Consider the following 25,121-nt stretch of genomic DNA (forward strand, 5'->3'; position numbering starts at 1 on the left):
ACCAGTCTTCGGCAATCGCGCGCCAGACCAGTGAAGGCATGCAGGTGCAGTTCCGTGAGATCGACCAGGTGGCCACGGCCTCGAATGAAATGAGCGCCACCGCCCACGACGTGGCCAACAGCGCCTCCAACGCCGCCAGCGCTGCCCGCGGTGCCGACCAGTCAGCCCGTGAAGGCATGCAGATCATTGAGCGCAGCACCCGCGACATCACCACCCTGGCCGAAGAAGTCAGCAAGGCAGTGACCGAAGTCGAAGCCCTGGCGGTGAACAGCGAACAGATCGGTTCGGTACTGGAAGTGATCCGCAGCATCGCCGAACAGACCAATCTGCTGGCCCTGAACGCCGCAATTGAAGCAGCACGGGCCGGGGAAAGCGGGCGAGGTTTTGCCGTGGTGGCCGACGAGGTGCGCAACCTGGCCAAGCGTACCCAGGATTCGGTGGAGGAGATTCGCCTGGTGATCGAACGCATCCAGACCGGCACCCGTGGGGTGGTGGCGACCATGCATTCGAGCCAGAGCCAGGCGCAGAACAATGCCGGGCAGATTCATCAGGCGGTGCAGGCCCTGGGCAAGATCAGCGATGCAGTGACGGTGATCAGCGACATGAACCTGCAAATCGCCAGCGCTGCCGAGCAGCAGAGTGCGGTGGCCGAAGAGGTCAACCGCAACGTTTCGGCGATCCGCACGGTGACCGAAACCCTGACCGGCCAGGCCACCGAGTCGGCAGCCATCAGCAGCCAACTCAATGCGTTGGCCAGCCAGCAGATGAAGCTGATGGATCAGTTTCGGGTTTGACCCGAGCTTGAAACCAGTGAGGTCTAAATGTGGGAGCGGGCTTGCTGTGGTGAGGGGGCTTGTCCCCCGTCGGGTTCACCACAGATTGATGGGGCTGCTTCGCAGCCCAACGCGGGGCAAGCCCGCTCACCACAGCAAGCCCGCTCCCACACAAGCCCGTCCACATTAGAGTTGCGGTGCCTTACTGACCCGTCCAGGCCGCCACAAACGGCGCCAGGTCTTCTTTCGGCGCGGTACGCGGCGGGTTTTGTGGCGTGCCCAGGTAGAGGAAGCCAATCACTTCCTCATCCCCGGTCAACCCCAGCCCCTTGGCAACGTGTGCCGAGTACGACAACTCACCGGTGCGCCACACCGCGCCAATGCCCTGGGCATACGCCGCCAGCAGAATCCCGTGGGCCGCACAGGCCGCCGCCAGCCGTTGCTCGGATTTTGGCACTTTGAAATGTTCTTGCAGGCGGGCAATCACTACCACCACCAACGGCGCACGCAGCGGGCCGTTCTGCGCCTTGTCGATCGCGGCCTGGGGCGCGTCGGCGTCTTGCAGGCGAGCGGCTTCGGCCAGCAGCGTGCCCATGCGCTCACGTGCCGCACCTTCCACCGTCAGGAAGCGCCAAGGCCGCAGCTGGCCGTGGTCGGGGGCGCGCATGGCGGCGGCGAACAGCAGGTCGCGCTGCTCCTGGGTCGGTGCCGGGTCCAGCAGTCGCGGCACGGAAACACGGTTGAGCAAAGCGTCGAGAGCCTGCATTGGCCACCTCCAGAGAAAAATGTGCGGTCATTCTAGCGGGAATGAATCGGATATCACCAAACGATAATTGCTCTTATTCAATCCGCCCTGCCCTGTTAGACTTTGCGGCCTTGTTTTCAGCCTCCGTTCAGGAAACCTGATGTCTCGTTCGCCCCTTCGCCTGTCTGCACTGTTGATGGCCTTGAGCCTGAGTGCCTGCGATGACGCCCCGCGATTCACCAAAGCGGAGCCGGGCGAAGCGCGCGCGGGTGGCGCGACAACGGTGAGAAAAACCGACCAGAACGCCTTCTCGCTGCCCTCGGCCAACCTGTCCCCGACCCGGCGCCTGGACTTCAGCGTGGGCAACAGTTTCTTCCGCAGCCCCTGGGTGATTGCCCCGTCGACCACCACTGCCCGCGATGGGCTGGGGCCGCTGTTCAACACCAACGCCTGCCAGAACTGCCATATCAAGGATGGCCGTGGTCATCCGCCGCTGCCCGATGCAGCCAACGCGGTGTCGATGCTGGTGCGCCTGTCGATCCCCGATGCGCCGCCCTATGCGAAGGTCATCGAGCAACTGGGTGTCGTCCCCGAGCCGGTCTACGGCGGGCAATTGCAGGACATGGCCGTGCCCGGCGTCGCCCCGGAAGGCAAGGTGCGGGTCGACTACACACCGGTCAACGTCAGCTTCAAGGACGGTACCGTCGTCGAGTTGCGCAAGCCGGCGCTGCAAATCACCCAGCTGGGCTACGGCCCGATGCACCCCGACACACGCTTCTCGGCCCGGGTCGCACCGCCGATGATCGGCCTGGGGCTGCTGGAAGCCATCCCCGACGCCGACATCCTGCGCAACACCGATCCGAAAACCGCCGACAAGGAAGCCATTGTCGGACGCGCGAATTGGGTCTGGGACGACGCGCAACACAAGACCGTGCTCGGTCGATTTGGCTGGAAAGCCGGGCAACCGAACCTCAATCAACAAAATGTTCACGCGTTCTCTGGTGATATGGGCCTCACCACGTCCCTGAGACCGTTCGATGACTGCACTGATGCACAAGTCGCCTGCAAACAGGCGCCCAACGGCAATGGCCCGGACGGCGAGCCTGAGGTCAGCGACAACATCCTGCGCCTGGTGCTGTTCTACACCCGCAACCTGGCCGTCCCCGCCCGCCGCGACGTCAATTCGCCGCAGGTGCTGGCCGGGAAAAACCTGTTCTACCAGGCTGGCTGCCAGGGCTGTCACACCCCGCAATTCACCACGGCGCCAACGGCTGCCGAACCTGAATTGGCCAAGCAGGTGATTCGCCCCTACAGCGACTTGCTGCTGCACGACATGGGCGACGGCCTCGCCGACAACCGTACCGAATTCAAGGCCAGTGGCCGCGACTGGCGCACCCCGCCGTTGTGGGGCATTGGCCTGACGCAAGCCGTCAGTGGCCACACCCAGTTTTTGCATGACGGCCGCGCCCGCAACCTGATGGAGGCCGTGCTGTGGCACGGCGGTGAAGCCCAGGCGGCGCAGCAGCATGTGCTGTCTTTTAATGCCGAACAGCGCGCCGCGTTGCTGGCATTCCTGAATTCTTTATAAGCTTTGTCCTAATTACAGAAGGGAGCTCGACATGTTCCGTCCCAAGTTGTTGTTCACCAGCCTGGCCGCCCTCGCCCTCGGTGCATGCTCGCCCCAGGACCCGCAAGCGGTGACCTCGGCGGCCATCGCCAAGCAAGTGATCCTGCCGACCTACAGCCGCTGGGTTGAAGCCGACCGCCAACTGGCCGTCAGTGCCCTGGCCTACTGCCAGGGCAAGGAAAGCCTGGAGACCGCCCGTGCGGACTTCCTGCACGCACAAAAAGCCTGGGCCGAGCTGCAACCGCTGCTGATCGGCCCACTGGCGGAGGGCAACCGCTCGTGGCAGGTGCAGTTCTGGCCGGACAAGAAAAACCTGGTGGGCCGTCAGGTCGAGCAACTGGTGACTGCCCAGCCGCAGATCGATGCCGCCGCACTGGCCAAATCCAGCGTCGTGGTGCAGGGCCTGTCGGCCTACGAATACATCCTCTACGACGCCAAAACCGACCTGGCGGACGAGACACAAAAAGCCCGCTACTGCCCGTTGCTGGTAGCCATCGGCGAACGCCAGAAACTGCTCGCCGAAGAAATCCTGTCGAGCTGGAACAGCACCGACGGCATGCTGGCGCAGATGACCAAGTTTCCTAACCAGCGCTACGCCGATTCCCACGAAGCCATCGCCGACCTGCTGCGAGTTCAAGTGACCGCACTGGACACCCTGAAGAAAAAACTCGGCACCCCGATGGGCCGCCAGACCAAGGGCATCCCGCAACCGTTCCAGGCAGATGCGTGGCGCAGCCAGTCGTCCCTGCAAAGCCTCGAGGCCAGCCTGGCTGCCGCCCAGACCGTATGGGTCGGCGTCGACAACAAAGGCCTGCGCGGCCTGTTGCCTGCCGATCAAAAGCCGTTGGCTGACAAGATTGACGCCGCGTATGCCGCGTCCCTGAAACTGTTCGCCAGCAACCAGCGCTCGCTGAACGAACTGCTGGGCGACGATGCCGGGCGCCAGCAACTCAACGACATCTACGACAGCCTTAACGTGGTCCACCGCCTGCACGAAGGCGAACTGGCCAAGGCGCTGGGTATCCAACTGGGCTTTAACGCCAACGACGGTGACTGATGATGCTCAGGCGACAGGCTTTGGCCCTCGGCAGCGTGCTGCTCAGCGCAATTACCCTGGGTGGCTGGACGCTGTTCAAGCAGAAGGGCAAAACCCCGCTGCTGCTCTCGGCGCGCGATGACAGTGATGGCAAGCACTACGCCGTCGGCTTCCACCTGGACGGCAAACAAGTGTTTGCGACCCAGGTTGGCCAGCGCTGCCACGACATCATCAACCACCCGACCCTGCCGATTGCGCTGTTTGTCGCCCGCCGGCCGGGCACCGAGAGCTATCTGATCGACTTGCGTGACGGGGCGCTGCTGCAGACCATTACGTCCAACGCCAATCGCCACTTTTATGGACATGCGGTGGTGCACAAGGATGGCGAGTGGTTGTATGCCACGGAAAACGACACGTCCGATCCGGGCCGTGGCTTGCTTGGGGTGTATCGGTTCGAGGGTGAGCGGTTGGTGCACACCGGGGAGATTTCTACCCATGGGATCGGGCCGCATCAGGTGTCGTGGATGCCTGACGGTGAGACGCTGGTGGTGGCTAACGGCGGGATTCGTACCGAGGCGGAGAGCCGGGTGGAGATGAACCTGAATGCCATGGAGCCGAGCCTGGTCCTGATGCAACGCGACGGTGCGCTGTTGAGCAAGGAAACCCTGAGCCAGCAGATGAACAGTGTGCGGCATATGGGGATTGCCAGCGACGGTACGATCCTCGCGGGGCAGCAGTTCATGGGAGCGTCTCATGAGCGGTCGGAGTTGCTGGCGATCAAGCGGCCAGGGCAGCCGTTTGTGGCGTTTCCGGTGGCGGATGAGCAGTTGCAGTCCATGGGGCATTACACGGCCAGCGTTGCGGTGCACAGTGAGTTGCGGCTGGTGGCGCTGACGGCGCCTCGGGGCAATCGGCTCTTTATCTGGAACATGGACAGCGCGCAGTTGCTGCTGGACGGGCCGTTGCCGGATTGTGCCGGGGTGGGTGCGGTGGCTGACGGGTTTGTAGTGACTTCCGGGCAGGGGCGTTGCCGGTTTTATGATTGTCGGCAGGTGCCGTTGGTGGCCAAGCCGCTGGAGTTGCCGGCGGGGCTTTGGGATAACCATTTGCATCTGGTTTGATCGGGGGCATATCCGTTATCCAGGTAACGGATATACACACCCATACCCGCCTCAGGACTTCAGCGCCTTCTTCGGATAAATGTCATACCGGCTGGACTTCCCATCCAACGCATGACTCGGCTTCGGACCATCAATACACGGCGCCTTACGCGGCCGCTTAACCACCACCCGATGGCTGGCCAAGGCCAACGCAGCAGCGAGCAACGCCGGCGCGTCCGGATCATCCCCCACCAAGGGCCGAAACAACCGCATCTCCTTCTTCACCAGCGCGGTCTTCTCCCGATGAGGAAACATCGGATCCAGGTAAATCACCTGAGGCGGCTCCCCCTCCCAACTGCGCATCACCTCAATCGAATTGCCCTTGAGCAACCTCATGCGCGCCACAATCGGCGCCACCTCAAAATCCTCAGCCCCGCGCGCCAGACCATCCTCCAGCAACGCCCCAATCAACGGCTGCCGCTCGATCAGGCTCATCTCGCACCCCAGGCTAGCCAGTACGAAAGCATCCTTGCCCAACCCCGCCGTAGCGTCCAGCACCCGCGGCCGCACACCCTGCGCCACGCCCACCGCCTTGGCAATCATCTGCCCGCTGCCACCACCGTACAAACGCCGGTGCGCCGCACCACCTTCCACAAAATCCACCCGCACCGGCCCAGGCGCATCAGGCCCCAGTTGTTGCAACTGCAGGCCCTGCTCGCTCACCTGCAAGGCAAAGTCCGCCTCATCCAGCTGCAAAGGCAACCCAAGCTGCTCGGCCCACTGCTGGGCACGGGCCTGAAAACCTTCGGCCAAGGCCTCGACCCGAATGCGGCTGGCCGCTGGTTGTTCGCTCATCGGTGACTACGCTCAAAAATATTAAGGATCGGCGAAAAGCGGCCGATAAAAAAAAGGATCAGGCATTTTGCCAGAGCTGAGCGACGATCGAGAGAAATGTCAGACATTCCTTCGCTATTTACCGGTGTACTGCCGACCCACAACCACTTCGGCCTGCGCAATACCCAAGCGCTGGCCGGGGTCAGTCATGTGTGGCAGGACTTCTTCGCCCAGGCGTTGGCCGAACAGCTCGGCGACACGCCGGGCGCGCTCGCCAAGTCCGTGGCAACGCCGGTAGATCCGTCGGTTGAACCGAGCGAAGGCAGTGACCTGCTGTCGCAGATCGTCACCCAACGCGCGTGTGACGTGAAAGAGACCGAGATCGCCCCGCCCGAGCCGCTGTTCCTGCCCATCGCCGAATTCGAACTGGAATTGCTGCCACCGTCCCCGCCACCGTACCCAGCGGAAGAAGTGGTCGCCCAGCAAAAACAGCAGAACTTCGAAAGCGGTTGGGTGCGCCCTATCGTCCTGACCGCCGGCCACCCGCTGCCCCTGCCTGGCCCGGCGCCTCAGCCACGCCCACTGCATTTGCCGATTGCCGAATTCGAACTGGACCTGCTGCCACCGCCACCGCCGCCATTCCCGGCAGAAGAGCTGGTTGAGCAACAAAAAGCCCTGGACTTCGACAGCCGCTGGGCTCGCCCGCTGATTATCCACAACCTGCGCCTCGCGGCCTGACTCTCAGCGACACACCCACCAACGCCCCATGTCGAGATGAAAGTGGTTTCGGTGGGCGGCGTTGTAATCCGGGCTCAACACCACGTTGAAATCCTTGCAGGCGCCATCGCGCACTTGCCGCAGAAACCTCGCGCCCTCGCCGCCGCCCGGCCAATCCTTGAGCACATTGATGGTGCGCCCGTCCGCCAGGCGAAAGCCGGCGATATCCAAAGCATTCGCCGACGCGTGCTGGCTGAGGCGCCCATCGGCCCGGTTGTAGATATTGCGACAGGCAAAGCTGCCGAGGTGATCGACCCGTGTCACCGCCTGGCCAAACACCGCCTGCGCCGCCGGTTGCAAGCTGTGGCGCTCGAACAGGGCGAACGCCACGGCCAGCGGGCAACTGGCGAGAAAGCTGCTGCTCAGACCGACCTCCGCCCCCTGGACGCGCAAGGTATTGCGCAGCGGGCAGGCGGCATCGGCAGGGCTGTCTGCCTGATGTGTGACCCGCAGCCCGGAGGTTTTCAGCACCTGGTCACACAGCGCAGGGTCATCCTGCAAACGCCCAAGCTTGAATCGGGTCAACAGGTTCGGGCTTGCGCGCACGTCCAACGGTGCCCACGGGTTCCAGTCATCGGGCAGCGGCACCCAGCCCCGCCACACGCCGACCAGCAGACCGCCCGCCAACACGAGCAACACACCCAGCACTTTGAAGAAGCGCACGCTCCCTCAACCCTTGAACAGTTGATTGGCCTGGCTGAACGGCATCGAGCGTTCGGTAAAGGTAAACGTGCCCAGTTCATGAACCTCCCGGGCCGCCCTGAAGAACTCTCCATAAGCCGCCAGGGCCATGGCCGAACCCACGCTGATGCGCTTGACGCCCAGCTCGCTCAACTGCGCCACGCTGAGTTTCAGGGCGCCTGACATCAAGATATTCACGGGCTTTGGCGCGACCGCCTTCACCACGGCCAACACTTCCTCGGCACTGCGCAGGGCCGGTGCATACAGCACGTCGGCACCGGCTTCGGCGTAGGCCTGGAGGCGGCGGATGGTGTCGGGCAAATCCAGCCGGCCATGCAGGAGGTTTTCTGCACGGGCGGTCAGCGTGAAGGGGAACGGCAGGCTGCGGGCAGCAGCGACCGCCGCTTCGACACGTTCGACGGACAAATCAAACGGATAGATCGGGTCGACAGCAATCCCGGTGGCGTCTTCGATGGAGCCACCGACAATGCCGGTAGCTGCGGCGCGCAGGATGGTCTCGGCGCAACCTTGGGGCGTATCGCTGAAGCCGTTTTCCAGGTCGGCGGCAACGGGCAGCGAGGTGGCCTGGACGATCGCCCCGGCATTGCCCAAGGTGTCTTCCAGGGACAACGCACCTTCGGCATCCGGGCGGCCGAGGCTGAAGGCGAAGCCGGCGCTGGTGGTGGCCAGGGCTTCGAAACCCAGGCTGGCGAGCATTTTTGCGGAACCGGCATCCCACGGATTGGGCATCACGAAGGCACGGTCACGCTCATGCAGGGCCTTGAAGGTTTCGGCGCGAAGGGTTTGGGCATCCATGACTGACTCCTGTCGGGAAAAGGAGCCTTAGAGTAACCCCAGTTGCTCCGCTTCGGGTTCTCGATGAATCTGCGGCAAGGCCGGCAAGCCGGGCAAACGCACCATCAGCTTTTCATGAAAGCGCAGGGCCAGTTGGGCGGCCAGGCGATTGTCAGAGGTGTGGAGAAAGACATAGGGCGTGCGACCCTCTTCGATCCAGCCGGCGACCTTTTCAACCCAGGGCACCAGGAACGGGTCATTGGCTTCCAGCTCCGGATGGCCAATAAAGCGCACTTGCGGAAACTGCGTCAGCGCCGCCGGGCGAGGTGGCACCTTGGGCTTTTTCGATTGGGCGTGCAGCACGGCTGCCGAGGTGGACGTGCAACTGAACAACGCACGCGGGTCCAGGCAGATGCGCTCGACACCCCGGTCGCGCAGCAAGCGGTTGAGACTGCGCTCGGCGTCGCCCTTGGCGAAGAACTCCAAGTGACGCACTTCCACCGCCAACGGTCGCTCCACCCCATCGATAAACCCGGCCAACTCACCCAGGCGCTGCGGGGTAAAGCTGGCCGGCAGTTGCAGCCACAACGGCGAAATGCGCTCACCCAACGGGCTCATCAAGCCAAGAAAACTTTCCGCCGCCGGCAACTGCTCAATCAGGTTGCCGCTGTGGCTGATGTCACCCGGAAACTTGGCAGTGAAGCGAAAATGTTCGGGCATGATTTCAGCCCAGCGCTGCACGGTAGCGACGGAAGGACGGGCATAGAACGTGGTGTTGCCCTCAACGGCGTTGAAGACGTGGGAATACAGGGCGAGGTAATCGCTGGAACGGGCGGCGGCGGGATACAGGTATTCGCGCCAGGCGTTTTCACTCCAGGACGGACAACCGAGGTAGTAAGGCAACAGCATCAGATGTGGATATCGAGGCCCAGCACTTCCATATCCCATTCGACAAAGCCGGCGGTGGTCAGGTAGCTGGCCAGGGCATTGGCGACGTTTTTGCTCATGGAGCGCGGGAAGACCATGTCTTGCTGGCGGGCGGGTACGCCGCTGATGCGTTCGCCGTTGGAGCCATGGGAACGAGCAGAAACAGCAGTAGAGTCAGACTGGATTTCAACAAAGTCGGGCGAGTCTTCGACGGAGTCGTCTACCGTCACGTTCGCCTTGCGAGGCTTACGCTTGAGGGGGTAGGACTGTGATGAAAAGCCGTCTATGCGCATACATGCGAACTCGGTATCGGTGATGGCATTTTAGTGGCGCTTTCCATGGCGCGCAAATGCTCTGGTGATAACTAGAACACATAATTGGTAAAAGGTTTAAAAGCGCGGGCAAATTCTGACGATTGGCGATTTTTGCCTGAAATTGCCCGCCTTTTTGACGTCAAATAATTCCGCGTTCAGCCTTGGTTTGCGCCACTTTATCCCGCAGGTACACAGGCGCTGCCTGGTCGGCCGCAATTGCCTCGCCCCGCTCCCAGGCAAAGCGTGCCAGGGTCAGCAGGTCTTCGGCATGGGGCAACATTGCGGCATCCTGGCCCGCAAGCGTCACGCCAATGCGCTCGCCGTAGCCCCAGCCGGTGCCGGCACCGAACCAGTCGCCGCTGGCATCAGCCGGCAAGGCCGCCGTTTCAGGCGGCAACACGGCTTCAGCACCCACCAGGCGCATCTCGCCAGCGGTTTCGCGGTAGCAACCCCAATACACTTCGTCCATGCGCGCATCGATGGCAGCGGCAACTTGGCTCACGCCGTGTTCGCGAAACGCCCGCTGCGCCAGTACCGCCAGGTTGGACACCGGCAACACCGGACGCTCGAGAGCAAATGCCAATCCCTGAACCACGCCAATAGCGATGCGCACACCGGTAAACGCACCCGGGCCACGGCCGAACGCGATGGCGTCCACCGCCGATAAGGTGGTGCCCGCGTCCAGCAACAGTTGCTTGATCATCGGCAACAGCTTCTGCGCGTGCAGGCGCGGGATCACCTCGTAGTGGCTCGTGACCTTGCCATCATGCAGCAGGGCAACGGAGCAAGCTTCAGTCGCGGTGTCCAGGGCCAGCAAGGTGCTCATCGGTGTATGCATCCACGTTGAAAAAAAGTGCGTCAGTATAAACAACAACGGCCCGCAAGCGGGCCGTTGTCAATCAAGCGGATGAACGATCAGCTCAGCGCTTGCAGTACTTTGCCAGTGATGGCTTCAACCGAACCCACACCTTCGATGTGGCTGTACTTCGGCTTGCCCTGGGCGGCCGAAAGTTTCTGGTAGAAGTCCACCAGCGGCTTGGTCTGGGAATGATAGACCGACAGACGATGGCGCACGGTTTCTTCAGTATCGTCTTTACGCTGCACCAGGTCGTCGCCGGTGACATCATCCTTGCCAGCCACTTTCGGCGGGTTGTAGACGATGTGGTAAACGCGGCCCGAGGCTTCGTGAACACGACGACCGGCAATACGCTGCACGATCTCTTCGTCTTCAACGGCGATTTCCACCACGTTGTCCAGCTCGACGCCGGCCTTCACCAGGGCTTCAGCCTGGGGAATGGTGCGCGGGAAACCGTCGAACAGGAAACCGTTCTTGCAGTCGTCCTGGCTGATGCGTTCCTTGACCAGGTTGATGATCAAGTCATCGGAGACCAGGCCGCCGCTGTCCATCACGCTCTTGGCGATCAGGCCCAGCTCGGTGCCCGCCTTGACGGCCGCGCGCAGCATGTCGCCGGTGGAGATTTGTGGAATGCCGAATTTTTCAGTGATGAACTTTGCCTGAGTACCTTTACCGGCCCCGGGAGCTCCCAGCAGAATGACGCGCATCGATGTGCTCCTCAATTTTTTATAAAGATGACGCTCGGATTCGCCGCATGGGGCCAATCTCGGAAATTTTGGGTCCAGGCCGCACAAACGGCCAAAGGCTGATCAAGATACACAGCAGGCCCAAACCACACAAGCCGCCGAAAGTAGGAGAAACCCGCGCCGCGCTGGCTTTATCGGCAGGTACAACCCGGACAGCAAAACGCCGGTCGACATTTTGACGGCGACCGGCGCGATGTATCTGCAAGCTATTGAGAACACGCCATAAATGTCAGCCGGTGTTGCGCAATCCGGCGGCAATACCGGCCACAGACACCAGCAGCGCCTGTTCCAGAGGGCTGTCCTGCGCCGCCTCCTGTTGCCGCGATCGGGCCAGTAACTCGGCCTGCAACAGGTGCAACGGGTCGAGGTAGGTGTTGCGCAGCCGGATGAACTCCAGGGTATCGGGGCTATGGGCCAGCAGCTGAGACTGGCCAGTCAGGCCAAGCACTACACTGCACGCCTGCGACAATAGGTCGCGTAAGTGCGCACCCAATGGCAGCAGATCAGGCTGTACCAGACGCTCGTCATACAGGCGGGCGATGTCGGCGTCGGCCTTGGCCAGCACCATTTCCAGCATATCGATGCGCGTACGGAAGAACGGCCACTGCTCGCGCATTTGCCCCAGCAACTCACCTTCGCCGCGCTCAAGGGCCTTGCTCAAGGCCGCTTCCCAACCGAGCCAGGCCGGCAGCATCAGGCGAGTTTGGGTCCAGCCGAAAATCCACGGGATTGCCCGCAGGCTTTCAATACCGCCGGCTCGACGCTTGGCCGGGCGACTGCCCAAAGGCAAGCGGCCCAACTCCTGCTCCGGCGTGGACTGGCGGAAATACTCGACAAATTGCGGATTTTCCCGCACCACGGCGCGGTAAGCGCTGACACCGTCGGCGGCCAATTCGTCCATCAAGTGGCGCCAGGCCGGCTCCGGTGGTGGCGGTGGCAACAACGTCGCCTCCAGCACTGCCGCCAGGTACAGGTTGAGGTTTTGCTCGGCGATGTCCGGCAGGCCGAACTTGAAGCGGATCATCTCGCCTTGTTCGGTGGTGCGGAAACGCCCCGCGACCGAACCCGGTGGCTGCGACAGAATCGCCGCGTGCGCCGGGCCGCCGCCGCGGCCTACGGTGCCGCCGCGACCGTGGAACAGCAGCAGTTCGACTTGTTGTTCGCGGCAGATTTCCACCAACTGTTCCTGGGCCCGGTATTGCGCCCAGGCGGCGGCGGTAGTGCCCGCATCCTTGGCCGAATCCGAATAGCCGATCATCACTTCCTGCGGGCCCTGCAGACGGGCGCGATAGCCCGGCAACAGCAGCAGTTTCTCGATCACCGGGCCTGCGTTGTCCAGGTCAGCCAGGGTCTCGAACAACGGCACCACCCGCATCGGTCGTTGTACGCCGGACTCTTTGAGCAGCAGTTGCACAGCCAGCACATCCGACGCGGCGCCGGCCATGGAAATGACGTAGGAACCCAGCGAAGCGGCAGGTGCGGCGGCGATTTCCTTGCAGGTGTTCAGCACTTCGGCAGTGTCTGCCGACGGTTTGAAGTAACCCGGCAACAAGGGGCGACGGTTGGCCAGTTCCTTCATCAGGAAACTGATGCGCGCCTCTTCGTCCCAATCCTCGTAACGGCCAAGGCCCAGGTAATCGGTGATTTCAGTCATGGCCGCGCAGTGGCGGGTCGAATCCTGACGGACGTCGAGGCGCACCAGGAACAGGCCAAACGTCACCGCCCGACGCAAGCAGTCCAGCAGCGGGCCGTCGGCAATCACGCCCATGCCGCAGGTATGCAACGACTCGTAGCACAGCTCCAGCGGCTCGAGCAGCTCGCGGTTGTTTTGCAGCACATCGGCAGGCGCCGGCGTGGTGGTAGTCAACGAGGTGTGGGCCCATTGGCGTGTGGCGCGCAGGCGCTCACGCAGTTGCTTAAGCAACGCCCGATAAGGTTCGACGCTGTCGCCGACCTTGGCCTGCAATGCCGGGCTGGCTTGTTGCATCGACAGCTCGGAGGCCAGGTGATCGATATCGCGCAGGTACAGGTCAGCTGCCATCCAGCGTGCCAGCAGCAACACTTCACGGGTGACCGGCGCGGTGACGTTGGGGTTGCCGTCGCGGTCGCCGCCCATCCAGGACGCAAAGCGAATCGGCGCGGCTTCCAGGGGCAGGCGCAAACCGGTCGCCGCATGCAAGGCATGATCAGCCTTGCGCAAATAATTCGGGATGGCGTGCCACAACGAATGCTCGATCACCGCAAAGCCCCACTTGGCTTCGTCTACAGGCGTGGGCCGGGTGCGGCGGATTTCTTCGGTGTGCCAGGCTTCGGCGATCAGGCGTTGCAGGCGATTGCGGATCTGCTCGCGCTCGGCGGTGGTGAGGTCGCGGTGATCCTGCAGGGCCAGTTGTGCGGCGATGGCATCGTATTTCTGGATCAGGGTGCGGCGGGCGACTTCGGTGGGGTGCGCGGTGAGCACCAGCTCGATTTCCAGCCGGCCCAACTGGCGCGCCAGGGATTCACTGCTGTGGCCTTCGCTCTGCAAGCGTGCCAGCAGTTCCGGCAGTACCCGTGACTCAAACGGCGCAGGCGTTGATTCATCACGGCGGTGGATCAACTGGTACTGCTCGGCGATGTTGGCCAGGTTGAGAAACTGGTTGAAGGCCCGCGCCACCGGCAGCAGTTCATCTTCTTTCAGTTGGTTGAGGCTGGCGCTCAGCTCTTCGCCAGCCGCCTGCTCCGAAGCCGCGCCACGGCGGTCGGCCTTGGCGCCTTTACGGATCTGCTCGATCTTGTCGAGGAATTCATCGCCGTACTGCTCTCGAATCGTGTTGCCCAACAGCTCACCCAGCAGGTGAACATCCTCACGCAAACGTGCATCGATATCGCTCATCAGCCAATCTCCAGCAGAAAATCCGGGACGCTTTGATCCTCAAGAGTGCCGCCCACGGCGAAGTCTTACAAGGAACTTTAAACCTTGTGAGTTGCAGCTAGTCTCAACAGTAAGCCGCAGCGTTATCCGCGCTGGCCGGCTGGTCACTCATCATCGCCCGCGTACCGTGGGCTCCATTGAGGTTGCCATGAAAATCCGAGAACTGGCCCAGCATTGGGAAGAAAACGCCAAGGGTCGCCTGACCAAAACCGAATACGCCATCCATCTGGACGTTGAAGCCGCTGCCAGGCTGGCGGCGATCTCCGAGATGTACCCCAAACGCCACACCGAAGAACTGCTCGGCGAGTTGATTGGCGCAGCCCTCGAAGAGCTGGAAGCGAGCTTTCCCTACATCAAGGGCATGCAGGTGATTGCTACCGATGAGGAAGGCGATCCGCTGTACGAAGACGTTGGCCCAACCCCACGCTTTCTCACGCTGTCACGGCGCTATCTGCACGATCTGTCGGCTCAGTCCGACAAGCAGAAACACTAGTCAACCTCCGCTAAAAAAACCGAAACCTCCAGTATTCAGGGCCTCCGACGGGCCCTGAATACCCCTGCGTATTGCAAAAGTTCCAACTTTTAAACGCTGACCGTTCAGTCAGATATTTTTTTAGGCAAATCGCCATCTTCGCTGAACTATTCAAAAAAGCCTCCGGTCACAGCCAGTAAGCCATCACTTGGAACAGCCGTTTGAATAGGCGTCCCGAGCTTTACCGCCGGGCCCCCGCAGACACTGCAAGCCGGAGATGGATTTGATGTTTTTCAGGAGTTACCTAATGGAGTTGAAGACGATGAAGACCAGCACTGCCAAAACCTCGTTTAACCACCTGCGCGGGCTTAAATTGGCCGCGCTGGCAATCGGCACCAGCTTCGTACTGGCTGGCTGCGCCGGCAACCCACCGACCGAGCAATACGCTGTTACCCAATCTGCGGTGAACAGCGCCGTCAGCGCCGGTGGTACCGAGTACGCAGCCGTGGAAATGAAGTCGGCTCAGGACAAACTGAAGCAAGCTGAAATTGCCATGCACGACAAGAATTATGACGAAGCCCGTCGCCTGGCCGAACAAGCCGAGTGGGACGCACGCGTCGCAGAGCGCAAAGCCCAGGCTGCCAAGGCCGACCAAGCTGTGAAGGATTCCCAGAAAGCTGTTCAGGAGCTGCGTCAGGAAGGCATGCGTCCGGCTGTTATCAAGCCGCAGCAATAAGCCGCTACCTCTGATTGCATTGCACCCGAAACCGAATTGAAAGGACGACACGACTATGCGTAAACAATTGATGATCCCTGCCCTGCTGGCAATGAGCGTTGCTCTGGCGGCGTGCTCTACCCCGCCGAACGCGAACCTGGAAAACGCTCGCACCAACTTCTCGGCCCTGCAAGCCAACCCGCAAGCCACCAAAGTAGCGGCGCTGGAAACCAAAGACGCCAGCGAGTGGCTGGACAAGGCTGACAAGGCCTACCGCGACAAGGAAGACCAGAAGAAGGTCGACCAACTGGCCTACCTGACCAACCAGCGCGTTGAAGTGGCCAAGGACACCATCGTCCTGCGTGAGTCCGAAGCCAAGCTGAAAAACGCTGGCGACGAACGTGCCCGCGCCCTGCTGGAAGCCCGTGACGCGCAGATCAAGCAACTGCAAGACAGCTTGAACGCCAAGCAAACCGATCGCGGCACCCTGGTGACGTTTGGTGACGTGCTGTTCGCCACCAACAAGTCGGACCTGAAGTCCAGCGGCCTGGTGAACATCACCAAGCTAGCGCAGTTCCTGCGTGATAACCCGGACCGTAAAGTGATTGTCGAAGGCTACACCGACAGCACCGGTTCCGACTCGTACAACCAGAGCCTGTCGGAGCGCCGTGCCGCTTCCGTACAGCGCGCACTGGCTAATCAGGGTGTGGATATCTCGCGCATCGTGACCCAGGGTTATGGCAAGGAATACCCGGTTGCCGACAACGGCAGCGTTTCGGGCCGTGCCATGAACCGCCGCGTTGAAGTGACCATCTCCAACGACAACCAGCCGGTCAAGCCACGTTCTTCGATGGCTAACTGATCGATTGATGCTGGATAAGAAAACCCACCTCACGGTGGGTTTTTTTTGGTCTTGTCGAATTGGACCGGGCGGTTTGTATCCTCGGCCGGCAGCTTGTCCATCAGTCGCTTGAGCTTTTGATCCTCAGCGTCTCGCATGTCCAGCTCTTTATGCGCCCAGACGATGGCCGCCATTCTGGTTATTAAAGGAATATCCACCTTCTCGCCCCACTCTGTGCACGTTACATCGCTTTCTGTGGTTTCTTAGGCAATACGGTTCCAGAGAGTCCTGTCACGAACTAGCCCGTAACAGCACGCTGCCCACACCGTCGCTGACTGATCGTTTCTAGCTGCATGAAGAATCCCGCCAGTTGGCGGGATTCTTTTATTGGCAGACCTAAGAATCACGAGGTCTTAGCGCGTTTCCAAAGCCTTGGGGTCAGAAGGTCGCTTGCGCCGGGTTGTTCTCCGACACTGCGTTTATCTTGTTATCACCGCCTTGGTCTGCGCCCTGCTCCTGAGCACCCTGCCCCGTGAGTTTTGACAGTTCTTCCATCAGCTTCTTGATCAGCTCCTGAATGTTTTCGCCGCCCTCCGCCCCCTGCGCGCCACCGCCCCCTTGGGAGGATTGGTTCTTCAGTTGCTGAATTTGTTGCTCCAATTGCTGAATGCGCGAATTATCTCCTCCCGCACCTGCGGTACTGGAAGAAGGTGTGTTGCCTGAGATGGGACTTGTCATATGACTGACTCCAAATTAAGTAGCAGAGATAACTGCACCAGCGCCGCTGGCCAGTGCAGAATCTGTGGTAACTCACTTAAAATGGTTCCAGACCCTTCCCACTTCATTCGTCCTACTGTTCCAATTGCGGCGTTTCCTGGCCCATGCATCGCACTGCCTGTTTCTTGCCGTTCACCAGGACGCCGGTCAGGCCTTTCTGTTCGGTATCAAACAGCACCAACACACCATCGACACACTGCGCTACCTGGGCGGCCGGGGTCAGGGAGATTTTGTAGTCTTCCCCTGGCACGGTCTTGAGCATGGTGAAGTCGCTGAGCAGCAATGCATCCTCAGGCTTGGCGAAGTGCAAATAGCCGTAGTACCACAGGCAGCCAACGGTGCCGATGATGGTGCCAATGCCGGTGAGGATCAGGGGGATCATGTTGCGTTCTTCGCTCATTGCGGGTTCTCTGCATTGGAATTCGGGGACGCCGGGTAATTGGGGATTTCCCCCAGGCGGCGCAGCCCGTTGAAATGCTGCGGGTCGTCGAGGTAGCGCAGCATCACGGTTTGCCAGGTCTTGTCGGCAAAGGTCTGCACGTGACCACCCCGGGTCAGTTGCAGCACCCTCGGTGGCGGCGCAGCTTGATACAGGCGGATGCCGTTGGACAGCGGCACGATCGGATCATCGAGGCTATGGAACAACAACTTCGGCACACCGGTCAGCCGGGGCATGGCGTTGATCGCACTGTCGGCGTCCGGTACCAGCCACGACAACGGTACCTGGAATGGCCATGTTAGCCAGGAGGTGCTGAGGGCGAATTGTCCTACGTCACGATAACTGGCCGGCACACCGTCCAGCACCAACGCCTTGAGCTGGGGCTGGCGCTCGGGATGTTCCGCCAGGTAGTGCACCACCAGCGCACCGCCCAGGCTTTGGCCCAGCACGATCAGCGGCTGGCCCTGGGTTTCGGGGGCGTCGTCGATCCACTTGAAGGCGGCGTCGATGTCCTGGTAAACCGCCGGCAGCGAAGCTTCACCTTCGGACAGGCCGTAACCGCGATAGTCCAGCAGCAGCACTTGATAGCCCTGCTCCGGCAGCCACCAACTGCCGCCGAGGTGCCAGGCGAGGTTACCTCCGTTGCCGTGAAGGTGCAGCACCGTGCCCTTGAGCGGCACACCGGCCTTGGCCGGAAGCCACCAGGCGTGCAGCTTGACGCCATCGGCGGTGGTCAGTGTCACGTCACGGTATTGCAGGTGGGCCTTTTCCGGGGTGAACGGCAAGCCGCGCTCCGGGTAAAACAGCAGCGAGCTGCAGCCGTTCAGGGTCAGTAGCAGGCAAAGAATGCCGAGGATTCTCATCCGTTGAAGCCTCGTGAATGGGTTGTGACCTATGGAGATCAAATGTGGGAGCGGGCTTGCTCGCGAATGCGGTGGGTCAGTAAACACACCTGTTGCTGATACACCGCATTCGCGAGCAAGCCCGCTCCCACATTTTGACCGAGTTCCTTCAGAGATATCGTTAAAGGATATTGGAGTAATCCGCCTCGATCCGATCCAGGCTCAAATGGTTGAGGAAGTTGGAGAAACACATCCACGCCGCCAACGCATTCATGTCACGGAACTGATCCGGCAGGTATTTGGGCGGTACCACCAGGCCTTCATCCACCAGTTGGCGCAGGGTACGCATGTCTTCCAGGGTGGTCTTGCCGCAGAACAGCAGCGGCACTTGCTCCAGTTTGCCTTTGCGCACGGCCAACTGAATGTAGTTGTAAACCATGATAAAGCCCTTGAGGTAGGACAAATCCTTGGTAAACGGCAGACCCGTAGGCGTCGACCCACGGAAAACCCGGCTGGCGTTGCCGTAGCTTTCCGCCATTTCAAAGCCCTGCTCGCGGAAGAATTCGAACACCTGCAGGAAATCAGCACCCTGCTCCACCATATGGATGGCGCGGGTGCGGTTGGTCAGCTTGCGCAGGCGGCTGGGATAGGAGGCGAAGGTGATGATTTCCATCAGGATCGCCAGGCCTTCCTGGGTCACCGTCGACGAGGGCGGGCCCTTGGACAGGAAGGTGCAGATCGGCTGGTTCTGGCCATTGAGGGTGGTGCCCACATGCACCAGGCCTTCATGGACCTCCAGGGCGCGCACGTCGCGGTCGTTGAACATCGCGTCGGCGCGGATCTTGATGTAGTCGGCGCCTGCCGCCGCATCCGCCACGATACCGTCAGACTCGAACACCCGAATGGTTTCCTCAGCCTCGCCGAATACCTTGTTCAGGCGGCTTTGCAGCAGGCCGACGGCGTCCTTGGCGGTGAGGGTCTTGGCTTCGTCCTTGAGGTCGCCACGGCCGTCGATATTGTTCAGGTAGTCCGACATCATCAGGCCGAGGTCGGCCAGGGTCGGGTCACCGGCGTGGAACGCATCGGAGGCGGCGCCGTACAGTTCCTGGGAAATCAGGCCGAAATCCTCGGTGCCGCGCGCTTCGAGCATGCGCACTACCATGCGGTATTCCTTGCACATGCGCCGCATGATCTGCCCGACCGGGTTGAACTGGCCAAGCTGGCGGGTGATGTCACGCTCGATGTTCTGGAACTCCAGCTTCACCGCGCTGGAATCGAACGACAGTGGCCGGTTCAGGTAGTAATCGCGGTCCACCGCCGGCATTTCCTTGCCCTTGGCCTTGAGAAATCCCTGGCGGATATTCTCGTCCCACTTCACGGCGTCGAGGACGCGAATCGGTGTTTGCGCCAGCACAATGCGATCGGACAAGGTGCGTATCGTCTGCTGGTAATCGTCCACCCGGTACTTCCTCTTTAAACGTTATTTGCTCGCGCGCTGGTAGCGCACGGCTTCGACGAACACGTCAGCATTGGCCGGGTCATCCAGGTAGGCAAACACCTGGGCCATGGGGCTGTTGATCAATACGCCGTCGCCTTCGACGGTTTCGACAGTGCTGCCGCCAAGGACTTTCTGGCCGACAGCCTGGTGGATCTGGTCCAGGTCGAGGTTGTAGACCACCAATTCGTGTTCATCGTTGAGCTCGAAGCCTGCCAGGATGAAATGCCCGCCAAACTTGGCCGGCAGCGGCGCCGACAAATACCAGCGGCTGCCATGGCGGGAAACCGTGAACAGGTATTCATCACGTTGGCCCGGCTGAGCTTTAGGGTAGCTCACGGCTTTGTAGCGATGTTCGCCCACGCGGCTGATCTGCAGGTTGAGCGGCTCGCCCCAGGCATTTTTGCTGGCCCATTTGCCCAACAGGGCCTCAGGCGCCGCCTCACTGGCCGGCAACGGATCCTTGAACGTCACCAGGCAACCGCTGAGCAACAGGAACGACAAGGCGATCACAACGACACGCCAGGCTTTCATTGAACACTCCCCTGTGTCAGACCGAAGCCAACACCAAATGCATGTAACGCTTGAGGATCTCAAGCATTTCTTCGCTGGTCAGAGGCTCTGCACCGCCCAGCAGGCCCTGATATTCCATCCGACCGATAATCGCCGTCAACACTTTGGCATCCTGTTGCGGCTCGCGCGAACCCAATACCTGGAAAAACTGGCAAGTACCCTGCAGCAGGATTTGTTGGTGAGAACGTACCAACTCGGCCAGGCGCGGGTTCAGCAGCGCTTCCTGGCGAAACGCCTGCTCGGCCATCAAGTGCTCGCGGCGATTGAGCAATTGGCGTTGCACGTAATCGGCGGTCAGGCGCGCGATGTCGTCGGCCAGTTGCGAGCGCGACTGCGGACTGCCGTCGCCGTAAGCGACCATCTCCCGCAGCAGCCCTTCATTACGCACCCATAACTTGCCCATGAACGCCGCGCTGCGCTCCACGTATTGAGCGAAGGTGTCGGTGAGCAGGTCGTCGATGTCCTTGAAGTAATAGGTAGTGGCCGATAATGGCACGCCGGCCTCTGCCGCCACCGCACGATGACGCACGGCGCGCACGCCTTCACGCACCACGATGCGCATCGCCGCATCGAGAATGTCCTGCCGGCGTTGCTCACTGCCCCGGCGACTGGCCTTGCGGCCCTGGTACTGAACACTTTCAGCCACGGCAGCGGCTATGCCGGCGGCACCCTTTTGAGCGATTACGCGGTTCACGACAGATCTTCCTTTCAGGGTGACGCGGAGCGTCACGGGCTGCGTTCCCACGCAGAGTGTGGGGACGATCATCTGGCGCTGTTAGCTTGACGCTTAAATACGCCACATAAAAAAGCCGCCTTATAAAAGGCGGCTTCGGATTTCGCTACGGTTACGCTTGTGGCCGCATGTGCGGGAACAAGATCACGTCACGGATCGACGGCGAGTTGGTCAACAACATCACCAACCGGTCGATGCCGATGCCTTCACCAGCGGTAGGCGGCATGCCGTATTCCAGAGCGCGAACGAAGTCGGCGTCGTAGTGCATCGCCTCGTCGTCGCCGGCGTCCTTGTCGGCCACTTGGGCCATGAAGCGCTCGGCCTGGTCTTCTGCGTCGTTCAGCTCGGAGTAGGCGTTGGCGATTTCACGGCCGCCGATGAACAGCTCGAAACGGTCGGTAACGTTCGGGTTGTCATCGTTGCGACGGGCCAGCGGCGACACTTCGAACGGGTACTGGGTAATGAAGTGCGGCTGTTCCAGCTTGTGCTCAACCAGCTCTTCGAAAATCATCACCTGCAATTTGCCCAGACCTTCAAAGCCCAGCACCTTGGCGCCGGCTTTCTTGGCGATGGCACGGGCCTTGTCGATGTCGGTCAGGTCGTCAGCGGTCAGCTCAGGGTTGTACTTGAGGATCGAATCGAACACCGACAGGCGCACGAACGGCTCGCCGAAGTGGAACACTTTGTCGCCGTACGGCACATCGGTGGAACCCAGGACCAACTGCGCCAGTTCGCGGAACAGTTCTTCGGTCAGGTCCATGTTGTCTTCGTAGTCGGCGTAAGCCTGGTAGAACTCCAACATGGTGAATTCAGGGTTGTGACGAGTCGAAACGCCTTCGTTACGGAAGTTGCGGTTGATCTCGAACACTTTCTCGAAGCCGCCAACCACCAGGCGCTTGAGGTACAGCTCCGGCGCGATACGCAGGAACATTTCCAGGTCCAGCGCATTGTGGTGGGTTTCGAAAGGCTTGGCTGCGGCACCACCGGGGATGGTTTGCAGCATCGGCGTTTCGACTTCCAGGAAGTCACGCGCCATCAGGAAGCTGCGGATGTGCGCGATCACTTGCGAGCGTACGCGGAACGTCTGGCGCACTTCTTCGTTGACGATCAGGTCAACGTAGCGCTGGCGGTAGCGCTGCTCGGTGTCGGTCAGGCCATGGTGCTTGTCCGGCAGCGGGCGCAGCGACTTGGTCAGCAGGCGCACGCTGGTCATTTCAACGTACAGGTCGCCCTTGCCGGAACGGGCCAGGGTGCCTTCGGCGGCAATGATGTCGCCCATGTCCCAGGTTTTCACCGAGGCCAGGGTTTCTTCAGACAGGGTTTTGCGGTTGACGTAGACCTGAATGCGACCGGTCATGTCCTGGATCACCATGAACGAGCCACGGTTAAGCATGATGCGACCTGCCACCTTGACCGGGATCGCAGCCTCTGCCAGCTCTTCCTTGGTCTTGTCCGCGTACTGTTTCTGCAAGGCATCGCAGTAGTTTTCGCGGCGGAAGTCGTTGGGGAAGGCATTGCCCTTGGCGCGCTCGGCAGCAAGCTTTTCCTTGCGCAGGGCGATCAGGGAGTTTTCTTCCTGTTGCAGGGCTTGCGGGTCGAGTTGTTGGTCGCTCATGTCTTTTGAAATTCCATCACGGGTACGTTTTCCCCAACCTTCGGTTGGGGATCGCGAGCAAGCTCGCTCCTACAGGGGGTTACAGGCCAGATTTCAAGCTGGCTTCCAGGTATTCGTCGATATCACCGTCGAGCACCTTGTCGCAGTCGCTGCGTTCGATGTTGGTACGCAGATCCTTGATCCGCGACGCATCGAGCACGTACGAGCGGATCTGGTGACCCCAGCCGATATCCGACTTGGTGTCTTCCAGCGCCTGGGACGCGGCGTTACGTTTCTGCATTTCCTGCTCGTACAACTTGGCCCGCAGCATTTTCATGGCGGTGTCCTTGTTCGCGTGCTGGGAACGTTCGTTCTGACAGCTGACCACGGTGTTGGTCGGTACGTGGGTAATACGTACGGCCGAGTCGGTGGTGTTTACGTGCTGACCACCGGCGCCGGAGGAACGGTAGGTGTCGATGCGCAGGTCTGCCGGGTTGATCTCGATTTCCACCTTGTCGTCGATCTCTGGCGAGACGAAAACAGCGGAGAACGAGGTGTGGCGACGGTTGCCGGAGTCGAACGGGCTCTTGCGCACCAGGCGGTGAACACCGATCTCGGTACGCAGCCAGCCAAAGGCGTATTCGCCCTTGATGTGCACGGTCGCGCCCTTGATGCCAGCCACTTCACCGGCCGACAGCTCCATGATGGTCGCGTCGAAACCGCGTTTGTCAGCCCAGCGCAGGTACATGCGCAACAGGATGTTGGCCCAGTCCTGGGCTTCGGTGCCGCCGGAACCGGCCTGGATATCCAGGTAGGCGTTGTTCGGGTCCATTTCATGGCTGAACATGCGGCGGAATTCGAGTTTGGCGAGGTTCTCTTCGAGACGGGCCAGCTCGGCGACGATATCGCCCACTGCACCTTCGTCGTCTTCTTCGACGGCCATGTCCAGCAGGTCGCGGCAATCGCCCAGACCGGTGTTCAGCTCGTCGAGGGTCTCGACGATCTGCGCCAGCGCAGCGCGCTCGCGGCCCAGTTCCTGGGCGTATTCAGGTTTGTTCCAGACAGCCGGATCTTCAAGCTCGCGATTGACTTCGGTCAGACGCTCATGCTTTTGATCGTAGTCAAAGATACCCCCGAATAGTTTCGGAGCGCTCGGACAGGTCCTTGATGGTGTTAAGGATCGGGTTGATTTCCATGGCGGGCAGCACTCGTTGGCGAACTTTTGAAAGCCGAAGAGTATAACGACAAACGGGCGGGAGCGGCAGCCCGCTTGGCCGAAAAGGCGGGGTTGCATCAGCAAATGCGAGTTCAAGAGAACCCTGTGGCGAGGGAGCTTGCTCCCGCTGGGCTGCGCAGCAGCCCCTTGCAATGTCACTGTGGTGTGTCAGGCGGTACGTGGTGATGGTCTGGGGCTGCTTCGCAGCCCAGCGGGAGCAAGCTCCCTCACCACAGCAAGCTACCTCTCCACAGCAAACGCTCTCCCGACAACCAGCATTTTGCCGTCGTTATTCGATCCCCACCTGATCACGCCCATTGTGCTTGGCCAGGTACAAGCCCTTGTCCGCCGCCGAGATCAACTGCCGGCAATCGGTGCCCTGTACCGGGGTCATGGTCGCCAAACCAATACTGATGGTCAGGCTCGAGCCTTCCGCCGGGGCAATGTGCGGGATTTTCAGGCCCGCCACCGCCTGGCGCAGTTTCTCGGCCACCAGCCGCGCACCGCCCGGCGAGGTGTTGGGCAGCACCAGGGCAAACTCTTCACCGCCGTAACGCGCCGGCAAATCCGAGGGACGGCTGCTGGCATCACGAATGGCCGCAGCCACCTTGCGCAACGCTTCATCGCCTTCCAGGTGCCCAAAGCTGTCGTTGTAAGTCTTGAAGAAGTCCACGTCGATCATCAACAGCGACAGCTGGGTCTGGTCACGCATGGCACGCCGCCACTCCAGCTCCAGGTATTCGTCGAAATGCCGGCGATTGGACAGCCCGGTCAGGCCGTCGGAGTTCATCAGCCGTTGCAGCACCAGGTTGGTGTCCAGCAACTGCTGCTGGCTGACCCGCAGCGCACGGTACGCCGCGTCCCGCTGCAGCAGGGTCATGTAGGAGCGCGAGTGGTAACGGATACGCGCCACCAGCTCGATGTTATCCGGCAGCTTGACCAGGTAATCGTTGGCACCGGCGGCAAACGCCGCGCTCTTGATCAGCGGGTCTTCCTTGGTGGAAAGCACGATGATCGGGATGTTCTGCGTCGCCGGATGATTACGGTATTCGCGCACGAGGGTCAGGCCGTCGAGCCCCGGCATCACCAGGTCCTGCAGGATCACCGTCGGTTTGATACGGATCGCCTGGGCAATGGCCTGGTGCGGGTCGGCGCAAAAATGGAAGTCGATGTTGTCTTCATGGGCCAGGCCCCGGCGTACGGCTTCGCCGATCATTGCCTGGTCGTCGACGAGCAACACCATGGCGGCGTTTTCGTCGGTCTTGAAGTCGTCGAGCTGTAAATCATTCATTTGCAATC

Annotated in this window: 27 protein-coding genes; 8 read left to right on the forward strand and 19 right to left on the reverse strand. The window is 61.1% G+C overall.

What is annotated here, in order from left to right:
- Positions 1–38: 38 nt before the first annotated feature.
- Positions 39–794, forward strand: coding sequence for a methyl-accepting chemotaxis protein (locus HBJ59_RS32080; RefSeq protein ID WP_371132077.1), 756 nt, complete (start codon positions 39–41; stop codon positions 792–794).
- A gap of 181 nt (positions 795–975) precedes the next feature.
- Here HBJ59_RS32080 and HBJ59_RS19220 read toward each other — a convergent pair whose 3' ends face one another.
- On the reverse strand, positions 976–1,539 hold the full coding sequence (locus tag HBJ59_RS19220; protein ID WP_076017466.1) for an NAD(P)H nitroreductase: 564 nt from the start codon (positions 1,537–1,539) through the stop codon (positions 976–978).
- A gap of 139 nt (positions 1,540–1,678) precedes the next feature.
- Here HBJ59_RS19220 and HBJ59_RS19225 point away from each other — a divergent pair, with 139 nt between their 5' ends.
- From HBJ59_RS19225 to HBJ59_RS19235, 3 genes are read left to right on the forward strand one after another with little or no spacing between them, the layout of a single operon-like run.
- A complete protein-coding gene (locus HBJ59_RS19225) occupies positions 1,679–3,106 on the forward strand; it encodes a di-heme oxidoredictase family protein (protein WP_076017467.1) in 1,428 nt (475 codons plus the stop codon).
- A 31-nt stretch (positions 3,107–3,137) separates the two neighbouring features.
- Positions 3,138–4,202, forward strand: a complete 1,065-nt coding sequence (locus HBJ59_RS19230; protein ID WP_076017468.1) for an imelysin family protein — start codon at positions 3,138–3,140, stop codon at positions 4,200–4,202.
- Between the two features lie 2 nt (positions 4,203–4,204).
- Positions 4,205–5,302, forward strand: a complete 1,098-nt coding sequence (locus HBJ59_RS19235) for a DUF1513 domain-containing protein (RefSeq protein WP_167664467.1) — start codon at positions 4,205–4,207, stop codon at positions 5,300–5,302.
- 51 nt (positions 5,303–5,353) lie between these two features.
- Here HBJ59_RS19235 and HBJ59_RS19240 read toward each other — a convergent pair whose 3' ends face one another.
- Positions 5,354–6,136 (reverse strand): class I SAM-dependent methyltransferase, encoded by a 783-nt coding sequence (locus tag HBJ59_RS19240; RefSeq protein WP_167664446.1) that lies wholly within the window; start codon positions 6,134–6,136, stop codon positions 5,354–5,356.
- A gap of 96 nt (positions 6,137–6,232) precedes the next feature.
- On the opposite strand from HBJ59_RS19240, the gene HBJ59_RS19245 reads away from it, so the two are divergent.
- Complete coding sequence (locus HBJ59_RS19245) at positions 6,233–6,853, forward strand: energy transducer TonB (RefSeq protein WP_076017471.1); 621 nt, start codon at positions 6,233–6,235, stop codon at positions 6,851–6,853.
- Positions 6,854–6,856: 3 nt separating this feature from the next.
- Here HBJ59_RS19245 and HBJ59_RS19250 read toward each other — a convergent pair whose 3' ends face one another.
- From HBJ59_RS19250 to ppc, 7 genes are all read right to left on the reverse strand, one after another.
- A complete protein-coding gene (locus HBJ59_RS19250; RefSeq protein ID WP_167664447.1) occupies positions 6,857–7,555 on the reverse strand; it encodes an extensin family protein in 699 nt (232 codons plus the stop codon).
- A 6-nt stretch (positions 7,556–7,561) separates the two neighbouring features.
- Positions 7,562–8,389 carry an oxaloacetate decarboxylase gene (locus HBJ59_RS19255; protein WP_076017473.1) on the reverse strand — a complete coding sequence of 276 codons (828 nt, stop codon included), beginning with the start codon at positions 8,387–8,389 and terminating at the stop codon, positions 7,562–7,564.
- A 27-nt stretch (positions 8,390–8,416) separates the two neighbouring features.
- Entirely contained in the window at positions 8,417–9,277 is an 861-nt protein-coding gene (locus HBJ59_RS19260; protein ID WP_167664448.1) for a DUF72 domain-containing protein, read from the reverse strand.
- Positions 9,277–9,588 carry a hypothetical protein gene (locus tag HBJ59_RS19265; protein WP_167664449.1) on the reverse strand — a complete coding sequence of 104 codons (312 nt, stop codon included), beginning with the start codon at positions 9,586–9,588 and terminating at the stop codon, positions 9,277–9,279. The genes HBJ59_RS19260 and HBJ59_RS19265 overlap by 1 nt, the downstream gene beginning before the upstream one ends.
- A gap of 160 nt (positions 9,589–9,748) precedes the next feature.
- Positions 9,749–10,435, reverse strand: coding sequence for a tRNA (adenosine(37)-N6)-threonylcarbamoyltransferase complex dimerization subunit type 1 TsaB (gene tsaB, locus HBJ59_RS19270; RefSeq protein ID WP_076017476.1), 687 nt, complete (start codon positions 10,433–10,435; stop codon positions 9,749–9,751).
- 89 nt (positions 10,436–10,524) lie between these two features.
- Positions 10,525–11,172 carry an adenylate kinase gene (adk, locus tag HBJ59_RS19275; protein WP_076017477.1) on the reverse strand — a complete coding sequence of 216 codons (648 nt, stop codon included), beginning with the start codon at positions 11,170–11,172 and terminating at the stop codon, positions 10,525–10,527.
- Between the two features lie 268 nt (positions 11,173–11,440).
- Entirely contained in the window at positions 11,441–14,086 is a 2,646-nt protein-coding gene (ppc, locus tag HBJ59_RS19280) for a phosphoenolpyruvate carboxylase (RefSeq protein WP_167664450.1), read from the reverse strand.
- A 187-nt stretch (positions 14,087–14,273) separates the two neighbouring features.
- Here ppc and HBJ59_RS19285 point away from each other — a divergent pair, with 187 nt between their 5' ends.
- The 3 genes from HBJ59_RS19285 (at position 14,274) to HBJ59_RS19295 (ending at position 16,174) form a co-directional block, all read left to right on the forward strand.
- Entirely contained in the window at positions 14,274–14,618 is a 345-nt protein-coding gene (locus HBJ59_RS19285) for a pilin assembly protein (protein WP_167664451.1), read from the forward strand.
- 301 nt (positions 14,619–14,919) lie between these two features.
- Positions 14,920–15,333, forward strand: a complete 414-nt coding sequence (locus tag HBJ59_RS19290) for a DUF4398 domain-containing protein (protein WP_173860415.1) — start codon at positions 14,920–14,922, stop codon at positions 15,331–15,333.
- A 55-nt stretch (positions 15,334–15,388) separates the two neighbouring features.
- Positions 15,389–16,174: an OmpA family protein gene (locus HBJ59_RS19295; protein ID WP_076017480.1), complete on the forward strand. Its 786-nt coding sequence runs from the start codon at positions 15,389–15,391 to the stop codon at positions 16,172–16,174.
- A gap of 29 nt (positions 16,175–16,203) precedes the next feature.
- Here the strand turns inward: HBJ59_RS19295 and HBJ59_RS19300 are convergent, their stop codons facing one another.
- From HBJ59_RS19300 to HBJ59_RS19345, 10 genes are all read right to left on the reverse strand, one after another.
- Complete coding sequence (locus HBJ59_RS19300; RefSeq protein ID WP_167664205.1) at positions 16,204–16,371, reverse strand: hypothetical protein; 168 nt, start codon at positions 16,369–16,371, stop codon at positions 16,204–16,206.
- A 220-nt stretch (positions 16,372–16,591) separates the two neighbouring features.
- Complete coding sequence (locus tag HBJ59_RS19305) at positions 16,592–16,891, reverse strand: hypothetical protein (RefSeq protein ID WP_178124278.1); 300 nt, start codon at positions 16,889–16,891, stop codon at positions 16,592–16,594.
- A 112-nt stretch (positions 16,892–17,003) separates the two neighbouring features.
- Positions 17,004–17,330 (reverse strand): hypothetical protein, encoded by a 327-nt coding sequence (locus HBJ59_RS19310; protein ID WP_076017482.1) that lies wholly within the window; start codon positions 17,328–17,330, stop codon positions 17,004–17,006.
- Positions 17,327–18,232, reverse strand: coding sequence for an alpha/beta hydrolase (locus HBJ59_RS19315; RefSeq protein WP_076017483.1), 906 nt, complete (start codon positions 18,230–18,232; stop codon positions 17,327–17,329). The genes HBJ59_RS19310 and HBJ59_RS19315 overlap by 4 nt, the downstream gene beginning before the upstream one ends.
- Before the next feature lie 160 nt (positions 18,233–18,392).
- A complete protein-coding gene (locus HBJ59_RS19320; protein WP_076017484.1) occupies positions 18,393–19,670 on the reverse strand; it encodes a flavohemoglobin expression-modulating QEGLA motif protein in 1,278 nt (425 codons plus the stop codon).
- A gap of 21 nt (positions 19,671–19,691) precedes the next feature.
- Positions 19,692–20,240 carry a hypothetical protein gene (locus HBJ59_RS19325; protein ID WP_167664452.1) on the reverse strand — a complete coding sequence of 183 codons (549 nt, stop codon included), beginning with the start codon at positions 20,238–20,240 and terminating at the stop codon, positions 19,692–19,694.
- 16 nt (positions 20,241–20,256) lie between these two features.
- On the reverse strand, positions 20,257–20,973 hold the full coding sequence (locus tag HBJ59_RS19330) for a TetR/AcrR family transcriptional regulator (protein ID WP_076017486.1): 717 nt from the start codon (positions 20,971–20,973) through the stop codon (positions 20,257–20,259).
- Positions 20,974–21,124: 151 nt separating this feature from the next.
- On the reverse strand, positions 21,125–22,627 hold the full coding sequence (lysS, locus tag HBJ59_RS19335) for a lysine--tRNA ligase (RefSeq protein WP_167664453.1): 1,503 nt from the start codon (positions 22,625–22,627) through the stop codon (positions 21,125–21,127).
- A gap of 79 nt (positions 22,628–22,706) precedes the next feature.
- Positions 22,707–23,802 (reverse strand): peptide chain release factor 2 gene (gene prfB, locus HBJ59_RS19340; protein ID WP_141099662.1). Its coding sequence is split into 2 segments (ribosomal slippage): positions 22,707–23,729 and positions 23,731–23,802, totalling 1,095 coding nucleotides; the frame shifts between segments, so codons are not numbered across the junction.
- 309 nt (positions 23,803–24,111) lie between these two features.
- Positions 24,112–25,113, reverse strand: a complete 1,002-nt coding sequence (locus tag HBJ59_RS19345; protein WP_167664454.1) for a diguanylate cyclase domain-containing protein — start codon at positions 25,111–25,113, stop codon at positions 24,112–24,114.
- Positions 25,114–25,121 lie beyond the last annotated feature (8 nt).

This window comes from Pseudomonas sp. AN3A02 (assembly GCF_011765255.1).
GTDB lineage: Bacteria > Pseudomonadota > Gammaproteobacteria > Pseudomonadales > Pseudomonadaceae > Aquipseudomonas.

What these genes read in the sequence shown, in the direction of transcription:
- HBJ59_RS19310 (WP_076017482.1), bottom strand. Translation starts at nt 17,330, where the DNA reads ATGAGCGAAGAACGCAACATGATCCCCCTGATCCTCACCGGCATTGGC.
- HBJ59_RS19315 (WP_076017483.1), bottom strand. Translation starts at nt 18,232, where the DNA reads ATGAGAATCCTCGGCATTCTTTGCCTGCTACTGACCCTGAACGGCTGC.
- HBJ59_RS19245 (WP_076017471.1), top strand. Translation starts at nt 6,233, where the DNA reads ATGTCAGACATTCCTTCGCTATTTACCGGTGTACTGCCGACCCACAAC.
- HBJ59_RS19265 (WP_167664449.1), bottom strand. Translation starts at nt 9,588, where the DNA reads ATGCGCATAGACGGCTTTTCATCACAGTCCTACCCCCTCAAGCGTAAG.
- HBJ59_RS19235 (WP_167664467.1), top strand. Translation starts at nt 4,205, where the DNA reads ATGCTCAGGCGACAGGCTTTGGCCCTCGGCAGCGTGCTGCTCAGCGCA.
- HBJ59_RS19345 (WP_167664454.1), bottom strand. Translation starts at nt 25,113, where the DNA reads ATGAATGATTTACAGCTCGACGACTTCAAGACCGACGAAAACGCCGCC.
- HBJ59_RS19220 (WP_076017466.1), bottom strand. Translation starts at nt 1,539, where the DNA reads ATGCAGGCTCTCGACGCTTTGCTCAACCGTGTTTCCGTGCCGCGACTG.
- HBJ59_RS19260 (WP_167664448.1), bottom strand. Translation starts at nt 9,277, where the DNA reads ATGCTGTTGCCTTACTACCTCGGTTGTCCGTCCTGGAGTGAAAACGCC.
- HBJ59_RS19295 (WP_076017480.1), top strand. Translation starts at nt 15,389, where the DNA reads ATGCGTAAACAATTGATGATCCCTGCCCTGCTGGCAATGAGCGTTGCT.
- HBJ59_RS19285 (WP_167664451.1), top strand. Translation starts at nt 14,274, where the DNA reads ATGAAAATCCGAGAACTGGCCCAGCATTGGGAAGAAAACGCCAAGGGT.
- HBJ59_RS19240 (WP_167664446.1), bottom strand. Translation starts at nt 6,136, where the DNA reads ATGAGCGAACAACCAGCGGCCAGCCGCATTCGGGTCGAGGCCTTGGCC.
- lysS (WP_167664453.1), bottom strand. Translation starts at nt 22,627, where the DNA reads ATGAGCGACCAACAACTCGACCCGCAAGCCCTGCAACAGGAAGAAAAC.
- adk (WP_076017477.1), bottom strand. Translation starts at nt 11,172, where the DNA reads ATGCGCGTCATTCTGCTGGGAGCTCCCGGGGCCGGTAAAGGTACTCAG.
- HBJ59_RS19230 (WP_076017468.1), top strand. Translation starts at nt 3,138, where the DNA reads ATGTTCCGTCCCAAGTTGTTGTTCACCAGCCTGGCCGCCCTCGCCCTC.
- ppc (WP_167664450.1), bottom strand. Translation starts at nt 14,086, where the DNA reads ATGAGCGATATCGATGCACGTTTGCGTGAGGATGTTCACCTGCTGGGT.
- tsaB (WP_076017476.1), bottom strand. Translation starts at nt 10,435, where the DNA reads ATGAGCACCTTGCTGGCCCTGGACACCGCGACTGAAGCTTGCTCCGTT.
- HBJ59_RS19255 (WP_076017473.1), bottom strand. Translation starts at nt 8,389, where the DNA reads ATGGATGCCCAAACCCTTCGCGCCGAAACCTTCAAGGCCCTGCATGAG.
- HBJ59_RS19290 (WP_173860415.1), top strand. Translation starts at nt 14,920, where the DNA reads ATGAAGACCAGCACTGCCAAAACCTCGTTTAACCACCTGCGCGGGCTT.
- HBJ59_RS19225 (WP_076017467.1), top strand. Translation starts at nt 1,679, where the DNA reads ATGTCTCGTTCGCCCCTTCGCCTGTCTGCACTGTTGATGGCCTTGAGC.
- HBJ59_RS19325 (WP_167664452.1), bottom strand. Translation starts at nt 20,240, where the DNA reads ATGAAAGCCTGGCGTGTCGTTGTGATCGCCTTGTCGTTCCTGTTGCTC.
- HBJ59_RS19305 (WP_178124278.1), bottom strand. Translation starts at nt 16,891, where the DNA reads ATGACAAGTCCCATCTCAGGCAACACACCTTCTTCCAGTACCGCAGGT.
- HBJ59_RS32080 (WP_371132077.1), top strand. Translation starts at nt 39, where the DNA reads ATGCAGGTGCAGTTCCGTGAGATCGACCAGGTGGCCACGGCCTCGAAT.